Source organism: Paraburkholderia madseniana (assembly GCF_009690905.1).
Lineage (GTDB): Bacteria > Pseudomonadota > Gammaproteobacteria > Burkholderiales > Burkholderiaceae > Paraburkholderia > Paraburkholderia madseniana.
Map to the genome: position 1 here is coordinate 1 of NZ_VOSW01000154.1, position 16,709 is coordinate 16,709.

General features: G+C 61.7%; 15 protein-coding genes. 5 read left to right on the forward strand and 10 right to left on the reverse strand.

Annotation, left to right across the window (positions count from 1 at the left end):
• A partial coding sequence (locus FSO04_RS42115) for a transposase domain-containing protein (RefSeq protein ID WP_154567280.1) occupies positions 1-121 on the forward strand: 121 nt, incomplete at its 5' end.
• Positions 122-316: 195 nt separating this feature from the next.
• Here the strand turns inward: FSO04_RS42115 and FSO04_RS42120 are convergent.
• The gene (locus tag FSO04_RS42120) at positions 317-3,916 is read right to left on the reverse strand and encodes an indolepyruvate ferredoxin oxidoreductase family protein (RefSeq protein ID WP_154567281.1); all 3,600 of its coding nucleotides are present in this window, start codon (positions 3,914-3,916) and stop codon (positions 317-319) included.
• A gap of 347 nt (positions 3,917-4,263) precedes the next feature.
• Here FSO04_RS42120 and FSO04_RS42125 point away from each other — a divergent pair, with 347 nt between their 5' ends.
• Positions 4,264-4,470: a hypothetical protein gene (locus tag FSO04_RS42125; RefSeq protein WP_154567282.1), complete on the forward strand. Its 207-nt coding sequence runs from the start codon at positions 4,264-4,266 to the stop codon at positions 4,468-4,470.
• A 145-nt stretch (positions 4,471-4,615) separates the two neighbouring features.
• Here FSO04_RS42125 and hppD read toward each other — a convergent pair whose 3' ends face one another.
• Positions 4,616-5,713: a 4-hydroxyphenylpyruvate dioxygenase gene (gene hppD / locus FSO04_RS42130; protein ID WP_121108780.1), complete on the reverse strand. Its 1,098-nt coding sequence runs from the start codon at positions 5,711-5,713 to the stop codon at positions 4,616-4,618.
• A 162-nt stretch (positions 5,714-5,875) separates the two neighbouring features.
• Here hppD and FSO04_RS42135 point away from each other — a divergent pair, with 162 nt between their 5' ends.
• Positions 5,876-6,373, forward strand: coding sequence for an Lrp/AsnC family transcriptional regulator (locus FSO04_RS42135; protein ID WP_054043236.1), 498 nt, complete (start codon positions 5,876-5,878; stop codon positions 6,371-6,373).
• Positions 6,374-6,454: 81 nt separating this feature from the next.
• Here the strand turns inward: FSO04_RS42135 and FSO04_RS42140 are convergent, their stop codons facing one another.
• The 8 genes from FSO04_RS42140 to paaA all read right to left on the reverse strand — a co-directional run bounded on the left by FSO04_RS42140 (position 6,455) and on the right by paaA (position 12,766).
• Positions 6,455-7,123: a GNAT family N-acetyltransferase gene (locus tag FSO04_RS42140; RefSeq protein WP_154567283.1), complete on the reverse strand. Its 669-nt coding sequence runs from the start codon at positions 7,121-7,123 to the stop codon at positions 6,455-6,457.
• A gap of 242 nt (positions 7,124-7,365) precedes the next feature.
• Entirely contained in the window at positions 7,366-7,974 is a 609-nt protein-coding gene (locus FSO04_RS42145; protein WP_154567284.1) for a TetR/AcrR family transcriptional regulator, read from the reverse strand.
• A gap of 14 nt (positions 7,975-7,988) precedes the next feature.
• The gene (locus tag FSO04_RS42150) at positions 7,989-8,801 is read right to left on the reverse strand and encodes a DUF1835 domain-containing protein (protein ID WP_154567285.1); all 813 of its coding nucleotides are present in this window, start codon (positions 8,799-8,801) and stop codon (positions 7,989-7,991) included.
• Positions 8,802-8,955: 154 nt separating this feature from the next.
• Positions 8,956-10,044 (reverse strand): 1,2-phenylacetyl-CoA epoxidase subunit PaaE, encoded by a 1,089-nt coding sequence (gene paaE, locus FSO04_RS42155; protein WP_154567286.1) that lies wholly within the window; start codon positions 10,042-10,044, stop codon positions 8,956-8,958.
• Position 10,045: 1 nt separating this feature from the next.
• Positions 10,046-10,588, reverse strand: coding sequence for a 1,2-phenylacetyl-CoA epoxidase subunit PaaD (paaD, locus tag FSO04_RS42160; RefSeq protein WP_097390596.1), 543 nt, complete (start codon positions 10,586-10,588; stop codon positions 10,046-10,048).
• A 43-nt stretch (positions 10,589-10,631) separates the two neighbouring features.
• A complete protein-coding gene (gene paaC / locus FSO04_RS42165) occupies positions 10,632-11,435 on the reverse strand; it encodes a 1,2-phenylacetyl-CoA epoxidase subunit PaaC (protein ID WP_154567287.1) in 804 nt (267 codons plus the stop codon).
• Positions 11,436-11,443: 8 nt separating this feature from the next.
• Positions 11,444-11,728, reverse strand: coding sequence for a 1,2-phenylacetyl-CoA epoxidase subunit PaaB (gene paaB, locus FSO04_RS42170; protein WP_007179854.1), 285 nt, complete (start codon positions 11,726-11,728; stop codon positions 11,444-11,446).
• Positions 11,729-11,767: 39 nt separating this feature from the next.
• Positions 11,768-12,766, reverse strand: coding sequence for a 1,2-phenylacetyl-CoA epoxidase subunit PaaA (gene paaA / locus FSO04_RS42175; protein WP_154567288.1), 999 nt, complete (start codon positions 12,764-12,766; stop codon positions 11,768-11,770).
• A gap of 216 nt (positions 12,767-12,982) precedes the next feature.
• Between paaA and FSO04_RS42180 the strand changes: the two genes are divergently transcribed.
• Together FSO04_RS42180 and FSO04_RS42185 are read left to right on the forward strand one after the other, a co-directional pair.
• Entirely contained in the window at positions 12,983-14,608 is a 1,626-nt protein-coding gene (locus FSO04_RS42180) for an NAD(P)/FAD-dependent oxidoreductase (RefSeq protein WP_154567289.1), read from the forward strand.
• A gap of 324 nt (positions 14,609-14,932) precedes the next feature.
• A complete protein-coding gene (locus FSO04_RS42185) occupies positions 14,933-16,201 on the forward strand; it encodes an SGNH/GDSL hydrolase family protein (RefSeq protein WP_154567290.1) in 1,269 nt (422 codons plus the stop codon).
• Positions 16,202-16,709 lie beyond the last annotated feature (508 nt).

Here is a 16,709-nt window from a genome sequence, read left to right on the forward strand (position 1 = left end):
CTACCTGCATTACGTGATCGAGCGCATCGCCGATCACCCAGCGAACCGCATCGACGAACTGTTACCCTGGAACGTCGCTCCTTTGCTGCCCGCCGCCTCACACATCGATCCCGTTCGCTAGCAGCTGACCTCTCGCCGGTCAACGTAATCAGTGACGGTCCTGTTCAAGTGCTTACGTTGTGTTGTTGGAAGGCGCAGTACCGCTTGTTCTTGTACACACGCATCACGTGGCGAAACAGGCAAAAAAAGGCGACTGTCCGCGAGGACAGCCGCCTTTTCCATTTCAGGCCAATGTCGGCCGGTCAAGCCGGCAAGTTCATGCCGCGTGCTGCGTCTTCCCCGCTTCCGGCGAACGCCAGCGCGTCAGCAAGTCATTCCACTTGACCCGCACGCCTTTCAGGTTATTTTCCTTCACGTGCCCGTAGCCGCGGATACCGTCCGGCAGATTCGCCAGTTCGACCGCCAACTCACGCTTCTGCGCGGTCAGGCCACCGATCAGCTCGCGTACCAGCGCCTCGTACTCGACGATCAGCGCACGCTCCGTGCGACGCTCCTCCGTCTTGCCGAACACGTCGAGCGCCGTCCCGCGCAGGAACTTGAGTTTTGCGAGCACGTGCATGGCGCTGAACACCCAAGGTCCGTACTTCTTCTTCACCAGATGACCTTGTGCGTCTTTTTTCGAGAACGTCGGCGGCGCGAGGTGAATGTGCAGCTTCCAGTCGCCTTCGAAATTCGCCTTCAGTTTTTCGATGAACGCGGGGTCGCTATAGAGCCGTGCGACTTCGTACTCGTCCTTGTAGGCCATCAGCTTGTGCAGATTCTTCGCGACCGCTTCAGTCAACGGCAACTGGCCGTCGATCGAATCGAGTGCCGATTCCGCCACGCGCACTTGCGACACCAATGCACGATAACGGTCCGCATAAGCGGCGTCCTGGTACGCGGCAAGATAGTCAGCGCGCTTGTCGATCAGCGTGTCGAGCGCCTTCGGTGTGTGCAGCGAGATGATCTTGCTGCTCGTCGTTTCCGCTGCGGCACCGCGTCCTTGCGAGTGCGCGAGCGTGCGCACCGAGGCCAGGTCGTGCGCGGCACGACGGCCCCATTCGAAAGCCGCACGGTTCTTCTCGATCTGCACGTTGTTCAGCTCGATTGCGCGCATCAGCGATTGATACGTCAGCGGCACCCAGCCGCGTTGCCACGCGTAGCCGAGCACGAACGGATTCGTGTAGATCGCATCGCCAAGTAGCGCGACGGCGAAGTGATTCGCATCGACCATATCGACGCCGTCGTCGCCCGCACCGGCACGCACGTCCGCTTCGGTGCTGCTGCCCGGAAAGCGCCAGTTCGGGTTCTTGATGAGTTCGGCGGTCGGCGTGTGCGCGCTATTGAGCACGACACGGGTCCGGCCCACCTGCATCCGCGAAACGCATTCGTCGCTGGCGGTCACGATCGCGTCGCAGCCAATCACGAGACTGGCTTCGCCCATTGCGATACGGGTCGCGTGAATGTCGCCCGGGTTCTGGGCGATCTGCACGTGGCTCATCACGGCGCCGCCCTTTTGCGCGAGGCCGGTGACGTCGAGCACCGTGACGCCCTTGTTTTCCAAATGCGCGGCCATGCCGAGCAAGGCGCCGATCGTTACGACACCCGTGCCGCCGACGCCCGTCACCAGCACCCCATAAGGGCGCGCGATCGACGGTAGTTCGGGTTCCGGCACCGGTGGCATCGCGTCACCGACAATGCCGGAAGCCGCCTTCGGCTTGCGCAACTGACCCCCTTCGACGGATACGAAGCTCGGGCAGAACCCGTTCACGCACGAGAAGTCCTTGTTGCACGTCGACTGATTGATCTGGCGCTTGGTGCCGTACTCGGTATCGAGCGGCTCGACAGACAGGCAATTCGACTTCACCGAGCAATCGCCGCAGCCTTCGCACACCGCTTCGTTGATCACGACACGACGCGCCGGATCCGGATACGTGCCGCGTTTCCTGCGGCGGCGTTTCTCCGTCGCGCAGGTCTGGTCGTAGATCAGGATCGTGGTGCCGGAAATCTCGCGAAGCTGACGCTGAACTTCATCGAGCTTGTCGCGATGGTGAATGTCGATGCCTGGCGCGAGACCGACGTTCGCGGAGTATTTCTCCGGTTCATCGGTGACGATCACGATCTTCGTCGCGCCTTCGGCGGCGAGTTGATGCGTAATCTGCGGCACGGTCAGCACGCCGTCGACCGGTTGCCCGCCCGTCATCGCGACTGCATCGTTATAGAGAATCTTGTAGGTGATGTTCGCCTTCGACGCGATCGCCGCGCGAATCGCGAGCAGACCCGAGTGGAAGTAGGTGCCGTCACCGAGGTTGGCGAATACGTGCTTATCGTTGGTGAACGGCGCCTGGCCGATCCACGCGACGCCTTCGCCGCCCATCTGGCTGAAGGTGCTGGTGCTGCGGTCCATCCACACGGTCATGTAGTGGCAGCCGATGCCGGCCATCGCACGCGAACCTTCCGGCACGTTCGTCGACGTGTTGTGCGGGCAGCCGGAACAGAACCACGGCTTGCGCTCGGCTTCGACGCGCGGACGCGCCAATGCTTTTTCCTTCGCTTCGATGACCGCGATGCGCGTCGCAATGCGCGCGCGCACGTCGGACGGCAGGTCGAATTTGTCGAGCCGAGTGGCGATCGCCTTGGCGATGATTGCCGGCGAGAGTTCGTAGTGCGCCGGCAGCAGCCAGTTGCCCATCGGCACGGACCATTCGCCACCCGCGCCGTCCTTTTCATCGAACTTGCCGAACACGCGCGGACGCTGCGCATCGGGCCAGTTGTACAGCTCTTCCTTGATCGCGTATTCGAGAATCTGGCGCTTTTCTTCAACCACCAGAATTTCATCGAGACCGCGTGCGAAGGCTTGCGCACCTTGCGCCTCGAGCGGCCATACACAGCCGACCTTATACAGACGGATACCGATACGCGAACAGGTTTCGTCGTCGAGACCGAGATCGGTCAGCGCCTGACGCACGTCGAGGTATGCCTTGCCGCCGGTCATGATGCCGAAGCGCGCATGCGGCGAATCGATTTCGACGCGGTCCAGTTTGTTCGCGCGCACATAGGCGAGCGCCGCGTACCACTTGTAGTCGAGCAGACGCGCTTCCTGCACCAGCGGCGGATCCGGCCAGCGAATGTTCAGGCCGCCTTCGGGCATGGCGAAGTCGTCCGGCAGAACGATTTTCGTGCGGTGCGGATCGATGTCGACCGAAGCGGACGATTCGACCACGTCGGTCACGCACTTCATCGCGACCCACAGTCCGGAATAGCGGCTCATCGCCCAGCCGTGCAGGCCGAAATCCAGATATTCCTGCACGTTCGATGGGAACAGCACCGGCAGGCCGCAGGCCTTGAAGATGTGTTCCGACTGGTGCGCGAGTGTCGAGGATTTGGCGGCGTGGTCGTCGCCGGCGAGCACGAGAACGCCGCCGTGTTGCGCAGAGCCGGCCGAATTGCCGTGCTTGAAGACGTCACCGGAACGGTCGACGCCTGGGCCTTTGCCGTACCACATCGAGAACACGCCATCGTATTTTGCGCTCGGGTACAGATTGACCTGCTGCGAACCCCACACGGCGGTCGCCGCGAGGTCTTCGTTGACGCCGGGCTGGAACACGACGCGATGCGCGGCGAGATGCTGTTTCGCCTTCCACAAGGATTGGTCGAGTCCGCCGAGTGGCGATCCGCGGTAACCGGAGATGAAGCCGGCGGTATTGAGCCCGGCCGCCTGGTCGCGTTCTTGCTGCAGCATCGGCAGACGAACCAGCGCCTGGATGCCGCTCATGTACGCGCGGCCGCGTTCGAGGGTGTATTTGTCGTCGAGCGTGACGGAAGATAGCGCGGCTTCGAGCGAGGCTCGCTGACCTGCGTCTAGCGGGGCATTCATTATGTGTACTCCTCCAACCAGTTTGGGATCACCAAAACTTTTTTGGCCGCGGCATCTTGTGAACGCTTGGGGCCGGGGTCGCCATATTGACGTGTTTTAAGTGATGGTAGCACTGGTGAAAACCCGCCGCAGCGCGCCAGAAATACGGCCTTGCAGCGCGGGACCTGCCTGAACGCGCCGGGCGACTTCCTGCGACGCAATCCCCCTGTAACAAGCTGTAAAAACTACAAATCTGAGGAACCGCAGTTGAAATGTCTGTCTAACACCCCACCTGCGAGCAATGTCTGCGCAACGCTCTGCATTCGGTGGAGCTTCAGGACAGCAGGGCAGTTAGAAAAGGAGTACGCATGAACACTAGAAACATCCAGACCTTCCTGATGGTTTCGGCCGCATTCTTCGCCATGAGCGCGCCGGTGCGCTCGAGTTCCGGCTCGAACAGCGCAGGGACGCTCTCGAACGCGATCACCAGCACGGCGCAGGTCGCGCCCGCACGCATTGCGGTGGAGCGCATTGCACGATCCACAAAGGCCGACGAGGAAGACCAGAATTCGTGATGCGTCGCTGAAGCGGCGCATCGGTTGAAAATCGGCCGTTGTCCGGGCTTCGGACAACGGCATAAACGACGAAGGGCGAGGATCGCAAGATCTTCGCCCTTTTTTATGTCTCCCAGATTCCACGTGGACCGTTGGCCGCTAGTCGTTAGGCCTTGTCCTGAACCACGCCACGACGGATCTGATCCAGCTCGATCGATTCGAACAGCGCCTTGAAGTTGCCCTCGCCGAATCCTTGATTGCCCTTGCGCTGGATGATCTCGAAGAAGATCGGCCCGATCTGGTTTTCGGTGAAGATCTGCAGCAGCAAGTCGTCGGGTGCGCCGTCGATCAGGATCTTGCGCTTACGCAATTCGTCGAGCGGCTCGCCGTGGTTCGGCACACGCCGATCGACCAGTTCATAGTATGTGTCGATCGTATCGAGCAGCGAGATGTTCGCCGCGCGCAAACCGTCCACCGTGCGATAGATGTCGTTGCTGCCCAGCGCGATGTGCTGGATGCCTTCGCCGTGGTACTGGTCCAGATACTCCTGGATTTGACCGGCTACGTCTGACCCTTCCTCATTGATCGGAATGCGGATTTTGCCGCAAGGCGAGGTCATCGCCTTGGATTTCACGCCGGTCACTTTGCCTTCGATGTCGAAGTAACGCACTTCCCGGAAATTGAACAGGCGCTCATAGAACTCCGCCCATTCCTGCATGCGTCCGCGATGGACGTTGTGCGTCAGATGGTCGATGTAGGTCAGACCGTGGCCGACAGGGTTCGGATTCGCGCCCGGAATCGGTTCGAAGTCGACGTCGTAAATATCGATGTTGCCGATAGTGCCCGGCTCAGCACCGTTCTTGCCGCGCCAGCGGTCGACAAAATAGATCAGCGAGTCGCCGATGCCCTTGATCGCCGGAATGTTGAGTTCCATCGGGCCGGTCTTGTTGTCGAAACCCCAGGCGCCTTTTTCCAGTGCCTGTTGGTAGGCCTTCGCAGCGTCCTGCACACGGAACGCGATCGCGCAGATCGACGGACCATGCAGGCGCGTGAAACGTTGCGCGAACGAATGCTGTTCCCCGTTGACGATGAAGTTGATTTCACCCTGGCGATACAGCGTCACGTCTTTGTGACGATGCCGTGCAACGGCGGTGAAGCCCATCTGTTCGAACAGCTTGCCGAGCGCCTTCGGATCCGGTGCGGTGTATTCGATGAATTCGAAGCCGTCCGTGCCGACCGGGTTTTCCCAAGTTGAAACCTGCATTGTCTGTCTCCTTCCTATTAGCGCCGGCGCGGGCCGTACGAGTTAGCGCAACTGAATGACGCAAGTGTAAAGGCCGGCTGGCGACGAAAACTTGCGAACTTAATCGCGCGCCGATACGCTCAAGCTATTTTCTAGCTCAATTTATGACATGGACGGCAGAAAATGGCCAAAATAGAGATAGACGCCATCGACAGACGCATTCTGGCGATCCTTCAGGAGAATGGCAGGCTGTCGAATCAGGAGATCGCCGAGCGCATCAACCTGTCGCCGAGCCCGTGTCTACGGCGTATCCGTCGGCTGGAAGAGAGCGGGGTGATTCGCGGCTATGTCGCGTTGCTCGATGCGCAAAAGCTTGGGCTTGATCTGCTCGCCTACGTCAACGTGCGACTGGAAAAGCGCAGCGGTCCGGGGCTCAGTCCGCGCGGCGACACGACGCATGCCGATCTGTTTCGCGCGGCCGTGCAGACGTGGCCGGAAGTGGTCGCATGTCACGCGATGACGGGCGACATGGATTACCTGCTGCGTGTGCAGGTCGAGGATATGGCGCACTTTTCACGGTTTGTGCAGGACCAGTTGCTGCACCATCCCTCTGTAATCGACGTGAAAACGAGCTTTTCGCTCGAGAAGTTCAAGGAAACAACGGCGCTGCCGATTTTGTGAGTGCTGGGCCGCGGTTAGGCGACAGACAAACAAAAAGGGCAGCCACAAGGCCGCCCTTTCTTTTGCCGAAGCGCAGGCTGTTTAGGCCGCCGCCTCAGTCGGCATAAACGACTCGAACATCTTTGACGCCTGACGCGCCTGGCGCTTGAGTGCGTAGTCGAACACCGCAGCTTGCTCCTGTAGCATCTCCGTGATGATGCTCGATTGATCCGCTGGCGACAGCGTCAGATAGGCATCTGCCTCGCCGTACGAGTATTCGATCTTCATGCCGGCCTTCTTCGCGATGTGCATCATGGTCGAATTGCGCGACAGGCAGTGCATGTAAAGCGTGGTGACATGCGTATTGCGGCTGCGTATTGCGGCGCGCTCGAAGAGCTTCGAGCCAATCCCTTGCCCGCGGACGCTTTCCAGCACCGACACGCCGAATTCGGCGGTGCGCTTGTCACCGTCGGCTGGCAGATACGCCAGGTGGCCGACGCCGGTGAGTTGCAACTGACTATTGAACACGCCGAAGACCGTGTCGCGCGTGAAGTCGATCGCGCGGACGTAGTTCTCAATGACGTGGTTCGGCACGATCTGGCCGAAGCGCAGAAGGCGGTCGTCTTCGTCGAGCGAGAGGAAGTGGGTCAGCAGCCGTTCGCGATCGATCGCGGTGAGCTCGCGGACCAGAGCAGGCGCACGACCGCCTGGCTGCAACGGACGATCGTGCGCGACGATCGGCTCAGCGGCGCGGGGTGTAATCATGTTCATGGTCGGGTTCTCCTTTTAATCGAGCGGCATGGTGCGCCGCAAAAACGATTTTAGCGGATATGCCAATCACGTACTAGGGAAAACCCGTATCAAAAACTGAGGGCAATGTCTAGAAAGTTGGCGCCCTATTTTTAATTCATTGATTATTAATGAAAAACAAACTGAACGAGCGTTCGTAACAAGTTGTCGCGTCGAGGCAACTCGCGGCAACTATTTCCTCTGAACAATGCTGCTGTGCGCAATCAGCCCTCGGCAGAGCTCAACCCGTGATCCACCATATCGACCACCTGCTCGGCGAATTCCCGGTAGCCCATCCGGCCGTCCGGCTTGAGCCAGGTGAACGTCCAGTTGATCATGCCGAACACCATCATCGTGAGGGCGGTCTGGTTTTCGCGTGTGGCGCGTTCCGGATAGGCGCGCGCCAGTTGCCGCGCAAATGCCGCGACAACATCGCGCTGGCGGTTCAGGATGACTTCGCGCTGGGTATCGACCAGATACTTCACGTCGTTCAGGAGCGCGACGTGCCGACTGTGTGAGGTCTCGTACTCGGATAGGAACGCACGGATCAGCTCGGCGAAAGTGTCGCGCTCGGACAGTCCGCGGCGTTGGCTCGCGCCTTCCACCTCCGCGATGATCAGCATCAGCCGCTTTGTGTAGCGGTCCAGCAGATCGAACAGGATCGCTTCCTTGCTCGCGTAATAGTGGTACAGGCGCGCTTTCGAGGTGCCGCTCGCGGCCGCGAGATCGGCCATCGAGGTGCTCGGGTAGCTGGTCTGGGCGAATTTCTCCGCGGCGAGTTCGAGAATCTGGTCGCGTTGGGTTTCGTGGTCGGGGGCTCGGGTACGGGCCATGGTCGTCTATTTTATTAGTGTGGACAGGGGGCAAGCGCCGCAGACAGTTCCAGCGTGCGCCATGCGCTCGCGTCGCCACGCAGCTTGATGCGACGGGTCGCGGCCAGTTCGCGGAAGCGCCACAGCACGATGCTGTCGCTCACCAGATAACAGAGTTCAGCGGTCATCAGTTCCGCTGCAACGCGCGCGGCGGGCTGCCAGTCGCCCGTGGCGTGCTCGAGAATCAGCGCGTCCAGGTCGGCGAAGTTGCCGCTCGTGAAAGTGTTGTCGCGCCAGCGGCGCGTCTCGCCGTTTGCGTGCTTGGCTTCCTGCCATTCGAGCGCGAGTCGGCTGATGCGCAGAACCGAAATCGGCGCCGCGTCATGCAGACGCCCTTGCAGGACAGTCGGCGCGAACATGCCGACGGACGTCGCGCGATCTTTGCGGCTGTGCGCCCAGGCGCCCGGGTCGGTGAGGTCGCGAATCGACAGGCGCACTTCATTCAGCCGTTGCGGGCTGTTGCGCAGGTGGTAGCAGACGCGGCGCAGCATCAATTGATCGGCCGCGCTTTCGCCGTGCCAGATCACCAGATTCGCGTCGCCCCGCGCGATGTTCTCCAGCGTTGCCGCCTGCTCGCGGAATTCACGAAGAAAATCGCGCCGGGTGTCCGCGCTGACTCGGTCCCAGAACTCTGCTCGCACGTCGGGTCCGTCGTCGATGCCACGCAATGGGCCGACCGCCAGATCGTCGCGCAGTGCGTGCACGCGATCGTCGCGGGCCGCCTCGGCTAGCGCGGCGCGCAATGATTCGGCGGCGACATCGCCGTTGGTGAGGTGGATGGTGCTCATCGGCAGTGGCTTGGGCTGGCAAAAAACGCAAATAACAAAAGGGGCCGCTCATCGATCGGGACTGATGTCCGATCGCGAGCGGCCCCTAGTGTAAGCGCATCGCGGACCTGCTGAAAGCGTTGCGGGCGTCGCATGGCCACCCGTCGCGCGCGACTCAACGCTCGTCGTAACTCACCACCACGCGATCGCTGATTGGATGGCATTGGCAGGTCAGCACGTAACCGTCGCGGATTTCGTGTTCTTCCAGCGTGTAGTTCTTTTCCATCTTGACCTCGCCTTCGAGCACCTTCGCGCGGCAAGTGCAGCAGACGCCGCCCTTGCATGCGTACGGCAGCGCGAGGCCGGCACGCAAGCCGACGTCGAGCACGCTCACGCCCTGATACGGCAGGCGCAGCTTGCGCCGTTTCCCATCAAGGACGATTTCGAGGTCGGCGGCCGGGGTGTCGTCGGTGATTTCGACCGGCGGCACGCCCGCTTGCGGCAGCGGCGAACCGAAGCGCTCCACATGCACTTTTTCCGAAGGTACGCCTGCGGCTTTCAGCGCGGCCTCGGCCGCATCCATCATCGGGCCGGGACCGCAGATGAAGGCTTCGTCGATGGCATCGGCCGGCAGCAGGTTGTCGATGAAGGCGGCGCACTTCTCCTGGTCGAGCACGCCGTTGAACAGCTCGACGTCCTGCAGGTCGTCCGACAGCACGTGATAGAGCACGAAGCGGTTCATGAAGCGGTTCTTCAGATCTTCGAGCTCTTCCGCGAACATGATCTGATCGACGCTGCGGTTGCCGTACACCAGCGTGAAGGTGCTACGCGGCTCGACTTCCAGCGTGGTCTTGATGATCGCGAGCACCGGCGTGATGCCCGAGCCGCCGGAAAACGCGATGTACTGCTGGCCCTGGTCGGCGTTGAGATGGGTGAAGAAGCGGCCGTCCGGCGTCATCACGTCGATGGTGTGGCCGGGTTGCAGCGTGTCGAACGCGAAGTTCGAGAAACGGCCGCCGCGCACGCGCTTGATGCCGATGCGCAGTTCGCCGTCGCGGTCGTAATCGGTGACGCCGACGCAGATCGAGTACGAACGGCGCGTTTCCTCACCGTCGATGTGCGTTTTCAGGGTGACGAACTGGCCCTGCGTGAAGCGATAGTGTTCGCGCAGTTCGACAGGGACTTCGAAGGCGACCGAGACCGCGTCGGCGGTTTCGGGCCGCACTTCGCGGATACGCAGCGGATGAAATTGCGGGGTAGCCATATCAGTATGGTTTGAAATAGTCGAAGGGTTCGCGGCAGTCGATGCAGCGGTACAGGGCCTTGCAGGCCGTCGAGCCGAATTGCGCGAGACGCTCGGTGTGCGCCGAGCCGCAACGGGGGCAGGACGGCGCCGGTAGCGCGCGCGGCATGAAACGCAGCACTTTTTCCTGCGACGGAGCGGCTGAACCGCAATTGCCCGTGGGCGGCGCGATGCCATAGGCGCGCAATTTTTCGCGCGCGTCGGCGGTCATCCAGTCGGTGGTCCAGGCTGGCGCCAGCACAGTGGCGATCCGATACGGCTTCAGTTCAGCCACATCGAGCGCGTGGGCGACGTCTTCGGCGATCTGCGACATCGCCGGGCAACCGGAATAGGTCGGCGTGATCACGACTTCGAGCGTGCCGTCGGCGGCGCGTCGCACGTCGCGCAGAATGCCGAGTTCACGAATCGATACCACCGGGATCTCCGGATCAGGCACCGTTTCGAGCACGGCCCATGCGCGCTCGAGCGTGGCGTCGGCGGTGGGCATGGCAGTCGAGGTCGTCATCTTAAAGTTCCGTTGGGTTCCGGTTGAGCGCTCGGGTGCGTGCTTACCAGGTGGCGCCGGGATGCTGGCGCGCGAGGCTTTGCATTTCGGCCAGCACGAAGCCCATGTGCTCCGAGTGCTCGCCATGCTTGCCGGCCGTGATGTGCTTGACCGCTTCGGGGAGCTTGAGCGTGGCCGGGTCGAGCGTGGCCGCTACGTCTTCGAGCCATGCTGCCTCGAGGTCCGACGTCAGCGGCCCGATGCCGGCGGCGGCGATGGCTTCCTCCACGGCGTCCGCACTAAAAAACTCACGCGTGTACGGCAGCAGATAGTCGAGCGCAGCTTGCGCGCGGCGATGCGACTCGTCCGTGCCGTCGCCGAAACGAATCAGCCATTCGCCCGCATGGTGCACGTGATAGCTGGTTTCCTTGATCGACTTCGAGGCGATCGCTGCAAGCTGTTCATCCTTCGACGTAGTGAGCGCGGACCACAGATGCGCCATCAGCGTTGAGTACAGGAAATTGCGCACGATCGTGACCGCGTAGTCCTTCTCGGCTTGCGCCGTGCCGGCGAGCGGGCCGTAATGCGGCAACTCGGCCAGCGTGTAGTTGGCGAACTCGCGTTCCGCGCGGAAGTACGCGTAGTCGTCTTCCGTGCGGCTTTTGCCGGTGAGTTGCTGTTCCAGCGAGGCGGCGTGCGTGTACAGCAGGCGCGCCTGGCCGATCAGATCCAGACTCATGTTCGACAGCGCGATGTCCTCTTCGAGGATCGGGCCGTGACCGCACCACTCGGCATTGCGCTGACCGAGGATCAGCGCGGTGTCCGCGAGGCGCAGCACATACTGCAGATGTTGGGGCGTGATGGTCATGGCCGCGCTTACATGTGGTTGACTTCGTCGGGGAGCGTGTAGAACGTCGGGTGGCGATAAATCTTGTCGCCAGCCGGTTCGAACAGCTCAGCCTTGTCTTCCGGCGCGGATGCCGTGATCGCCGACGACGGCACCACCCAGATGCTCACGCCTTCCTGGCGGCGCGTGTAGACGTCGCGCGCCATGCGCAGCGCCATCGGCGCGTCGGCGGCATGCAGGCTGCCGCAGTGTTTATGGTCGAGTCCCTGCTTGCTGCGCACGAAGACTTCCCAAATCGGCCATTCCTTGTTCATTGCTGATCTCCTGATACTTTGTCTGGCTTGTCGCTGCGGTTAGGCAGCTTGCTGTTGTGCGCGCTGGCGCTGCTTTTCGGCGTGGGCGAGGGCGGCTTCGCGCACCCAGGCGCCGTCGTCGTGTGCTTTCACGCGGGTCGCGAGACGTTCGCGGTTGCACGGGCCGTCGCCATTCACGACGCGCCAGAATTCTTCCCAGTCGATATCGCCGTAGTCGTGTTGGCCGCGCGCTTCGTTCCACTTCAGGTCCGGATCCGGCAGCGTGACGCCGAGTACCTTGGCCTGATCGACGGTGGCGTCGACGAATTTCTGGCGCAGATCGTCGTTCGAGATGCGCTTGATGCCCCATTTCGACGACTGGTTGCTGTGAATCGAGTCTTTGTCGCTCGGGCCGAACATCATCAGCACCGGCCACCACCAGCGGTTCACGGCTTGCTGGACCAACTCGCGTTGCGCTTCGGTGCCGCTCATCATCGACATCAGCGCGTCGAAGCCCTGGCGCTGGTGGAACGACTCTTCCTTGCAGATGCGGATCATCGCGCGGGCATAAGGGCCGTACGTGCAGCGGCACAGCGGAATCTGATTCATGATCGCCGCGCCGTCCACCAGCCAGCCGATCACGCCGACGTCCGCCCACGTGGGTGTCGGGTAGTTGAAGATGCTCGAATATTTGGCTTTGCCGGAGTGCAATGCGGCGATCAACTGATCGCGCGACACGCCGAGCGTTTCGGCCGCGCTATATAGATAGAGGCCGTGGCCGGCTTCGTCCTGCACTTTGGCCAGCAGGATCGCCTTGCGCTTCAGGCTGGGCGCGCGTGAGATCCAGTTGCCTTCCGGCAGCATGCCGACGATTTCAGAATGCGCGTGCTGCGAGATTTGCCGGACCAGCGTCTTGCGGTAGGCCTCAGGCATCCAGTCCTGCGCTTCGATCTTGCCGTCGGCGGCCATGACCGCGTCGAATTGCGACTGCTCGGGCGAACTCGCTGCCGCGTCGAGCGGGGCGACATTGCCGGGGATATCCAGGGATTGCGTGTACATGGGGACGCTCTCAGCGGAAGTTGTCTGTGTGTGCGCAGTATAAACCAACCGACCGGTCGGTTAATAAATTTTTTGAGAAGAATGGCTCGTTTCGATAGGGACACCTTGGGTTCGTCGCCAAGGTGTTTCGCGAGTGTCGCCGCCCCGCGCCGACACATAACCTATAAAATTGCGAATTGGCCGCGATTTGCGGCCTTCATGCATCCCCCGGTACTCATGTTACGTCTAAGCGAAATTAAACTCCCGCTCGATCACCCCGAGAGCGTTCTCGAAGCCGCCGTCCGCGCGCGCCTCGCTGAACTCGGCGTGGGCGAGGACGGGCTCATCCGATACACCGTGTTCCGCCGCGCGCACGACGCCCGCAAGCGCACCGACATCAAGCTCACTTACATCGTCGACGTCGAGGTGAAGGATGAAGCGGCCGCGCTCAAGCGGCTCGCCGACGTGCCCCACTGCGCGGTGACACCGGACATGACGTACCGTTTTGTCGCCAAAGCACCGGCGCAGATGACTTCCCCGCGTCCGGTTGTGATCGGCATGGGGCCGTGCGGCCTGTTTGCCGGGCTGATCCTCGCCCAGATGGGCTTTCGTCCGATCATTCTCGAGCGCGGCAAGGCCGTGCGCGAGCGCACCAAGGATACTTTCGGGCTGTGGCGCAAGTCGGTGCTCAATCCTGAATCGAATGTGCAGTTCGGTGAAGGCGGCGCGGGCACATTCTCGGACGGCAAGCTTTACAGCCAGATCAAGGATCCGAAGCACTACGGCCGCAAGGTGCTCGACGAATTCGTCCGCGCGGGTGCGCCGGAAGACATTCTCTATCTGAGCCGGCCCCATATCGGCACGTTCCGCCTCGTCAGCATGGTCGAAAAGATGCGCGCGACTATTCACGAGCTGGGTGGTGAGGTGCGTTTCGAGACGCGGGTCGACGATATCGAAATCGATCAGGGCAAGGTGCGCGGGCTCAAGCTGTCGACGGGCGAGCATTTGCGCTGCGACCACGTGGTGCTGGCGGTCGGCCATAGCGCGCGCGATACCTTCCAGATGCTGAGCGACCGCGGCGTCTATATTGAAGCGAAGCCGTTTTCACTCGGTTTCCGGATCGAACATCCGCAAGGGTTGATCGATCGCAGCCGTTTCGGCAAGTTTGCGGGCCACAAGCAACTGGGCGCCGCCGACTATAAGGTCGTGCACCACTGCAGCAACGGGCGCGCCGTTTATAGCTTCTGTATGTGTCCTGGCGGCACGGTGGTCGCGGCGACTTCCGAGCCGGGCCGCGTGGTGACCAACGGCATGAGCCAGTATTCACGGGCCGAGCGCAATGCCAACGCTGGGATTGTCGTCGGCATCACGCCGGACGATTATCCGGGCGGCCCGCTAGCCGGCATCGCCTTCCAGCGCAAATGGGAAGAGCGGGCGTTCGAGTTGGGTGGCGGCAACTATATGGCGCCGGGCCAGCTTGTTGGCGACTTTATTGCCGGGCGGCCGTCCACGTCGCTGGGTTCGGTGGTGCCGTCCTACAAACCGGGCGTGCATCCGACCGATCTCAGCACGGCGCTGCCAGACTACGTAATCGAAGCGATCCGCGAAGCGTTGCCGCAAATGGACAGGAAGATTGCCGGCTTCGCGATGCATGACGCGGTGCTGACCGGCGTCGAGACGCGAACGTCGTCGCCGATTCGCGTGCGACGCCGGGATGACTTTCAGAGCATGAATGTCGAGGGCCTGTATCCGGCGGGTGAAGGCGCGGGGTATGCCGGCGGGATCTACTCGGCGGCCATCGACGGGATCGAAGTGGCCGAAGCGCTTGCGTTGAAGATGGTTGGGGTTCCGGCGGCGGTCTGACGAGTGATGGGTCTGTGCAAGCACTGAATGGCTGTTGCCCAGACGGGTTCACGGGGGCGAAGCGCTCGCGATGCATCGTCATGCGGATAACTGCTTCGCCGACATCGCGCCTGGAGTCCCGGTGAGGGCTCTCTAGTGCCGGGCGGGCTGAATACGTCCGGTTGCGCGCAGTCCGCCGAGGACCCATACCGCCACTCGCGGTACGTTCGGCGCCGCGGCCCTGCGACCAGGCGCGGGTGATCGCACGATAGCGTTCGCGCGGTCCGCCGCGACAGAGATGGCGATCGGGCACAATGCACGTTTCGCCTCGAACTGACCACCCGAATGACCATTCGCACTCTGGCTGCCGCATATAGCGCGGCGCTGCTTTGCCAATTCGCCGTTTCCCCGACTGTTTTTGCCGCCGACGCCCCGATGCACTGGGTCACCGCATGGGCGACGGCGTTGCAACCCATTCCCCAACGGTCGGAATTGCCGCCCCTGTATCGCGCCCCGGAGGTAGCAGGGCGAACAGTTCGCCAGATTGTCTATCCGACGCTGGCCGGTAAAACCGCACGAGTCCATCTCAGCAACGAGTACGGCAAGACGGCGCTCGTCATCGAGGAGTTGCGCATTGCGCGCTCGGCCGGCGGCGCGGCTGCGCTGGGCAATGGGGAGGCGCGTGTGACCTTCGGCGGCAAGAGTTCGGTGAGCGTACCACCGGGCGCCGAGTTGGACAGTGACCCTGTCGCAATCGACATCGCCGAGGGCGCACCTTACGCGATCAGTGCGTTCACGGGGCCGGAACAGCGGATTGTGGCGTGGCATCGGGTCTCGAATCAGTTGAATTACGTTTCCGCCCCGGGTAATCACACTGCAGATACTTCCGCTGACTCGTTTCGTGGCCGGTTCACGCAATATGTGTGGGTGACGGGTTTGTCGGTGGATGCGCCGTCATCGGCTGCCGTCGCCGCGATCGGCGACTCGATCACCGACGGTATGCGCTCGAGTCTGAATCAGAATCGACGCTGGCCAGACGCGCTGGCTCGCCGGTTCGCCAGCACTGGCGACCACTCGACGGCGATCGCCAATCTTGGCATCAGCGGTAATCGCTTGTTGAGCGACTCGCCCTGCTACGGCGACGCGCTTGTCCGGCGTTTCGACCGGGACGTGCTGGAGCGCCCGGGCGTCAAGACGGCGATTCTGCTGATCGGAATCAATGACATCAACTTCGCGGAGATGCCGGCGCGTAGTGGACTCGACTGCGACTTTCCGCATACCTCGGTGACGGCCGCCGACCTGATCGCCGGCTACCAGCGCGTGATTGCGGACGCACGGCACCGCGGCGTGAAGGTGTTCGGCGCAACGTTGACGCCGGCATCGCTGCCGGCGCCGCGGGAGAGTATCCGGCTGGCGGTCAACCAGTGGATTCGAAGCAGCCACGCTTTCGACGGCGTTGTCGATTTCGACGCTGCGCTGCGCGACCCGGCGCAGCCGAATCGTCTGCAGCGCGCCTTTGACAGTGGTGACCATATCCATCCCAGCGATGCCGGGTACGCCGCAATGGCTGAAGCGGTTCCGGTGGCTGCTGTAGTGAATTCAACCCGGAAGTGAGTCGCCAAAAAAGATTTTCGTCAAACCCTTGTCACATGACTGATGTTCGCCTATAGTCCGCCTCCTCGTTTGCGAACGAGAGCCGCGGCGGAAACCAGCGGTTGTAGCGTCAACAAGGTTTTAAGCGAAAGCGAAAAAATGTTGTTGACGAAACGAAAAAGAGCCTTCATAATCTCGCTTCTCTGCTGCTGATGCAGCGACGCAGAACGAAGCGGTGCCGGGTGGTTGTGATGTTGGCGGTTGATGTCAATGTTGCGTGGTGCTGGTCCGGTAGTGAATGCGTACTCGATCTTTAAAAATTAACAGCCGATAAGTGTGGGCGCTTGATGCGCGACGCGCCGGTGGATCCTTCGGGGTTTGCCGGAAGCGAAAGTATCAAGCCTCACACGAGTATTAAAGGAAGGTTTTCCTGTCGGGGTGGATTCACGCCGGCAGGTTAATCATTCGTCAGTACGTTGAGTGAGCGACCGGTTCTTAACTGAACCGAAAAACAGTAACAGGTTTGAAC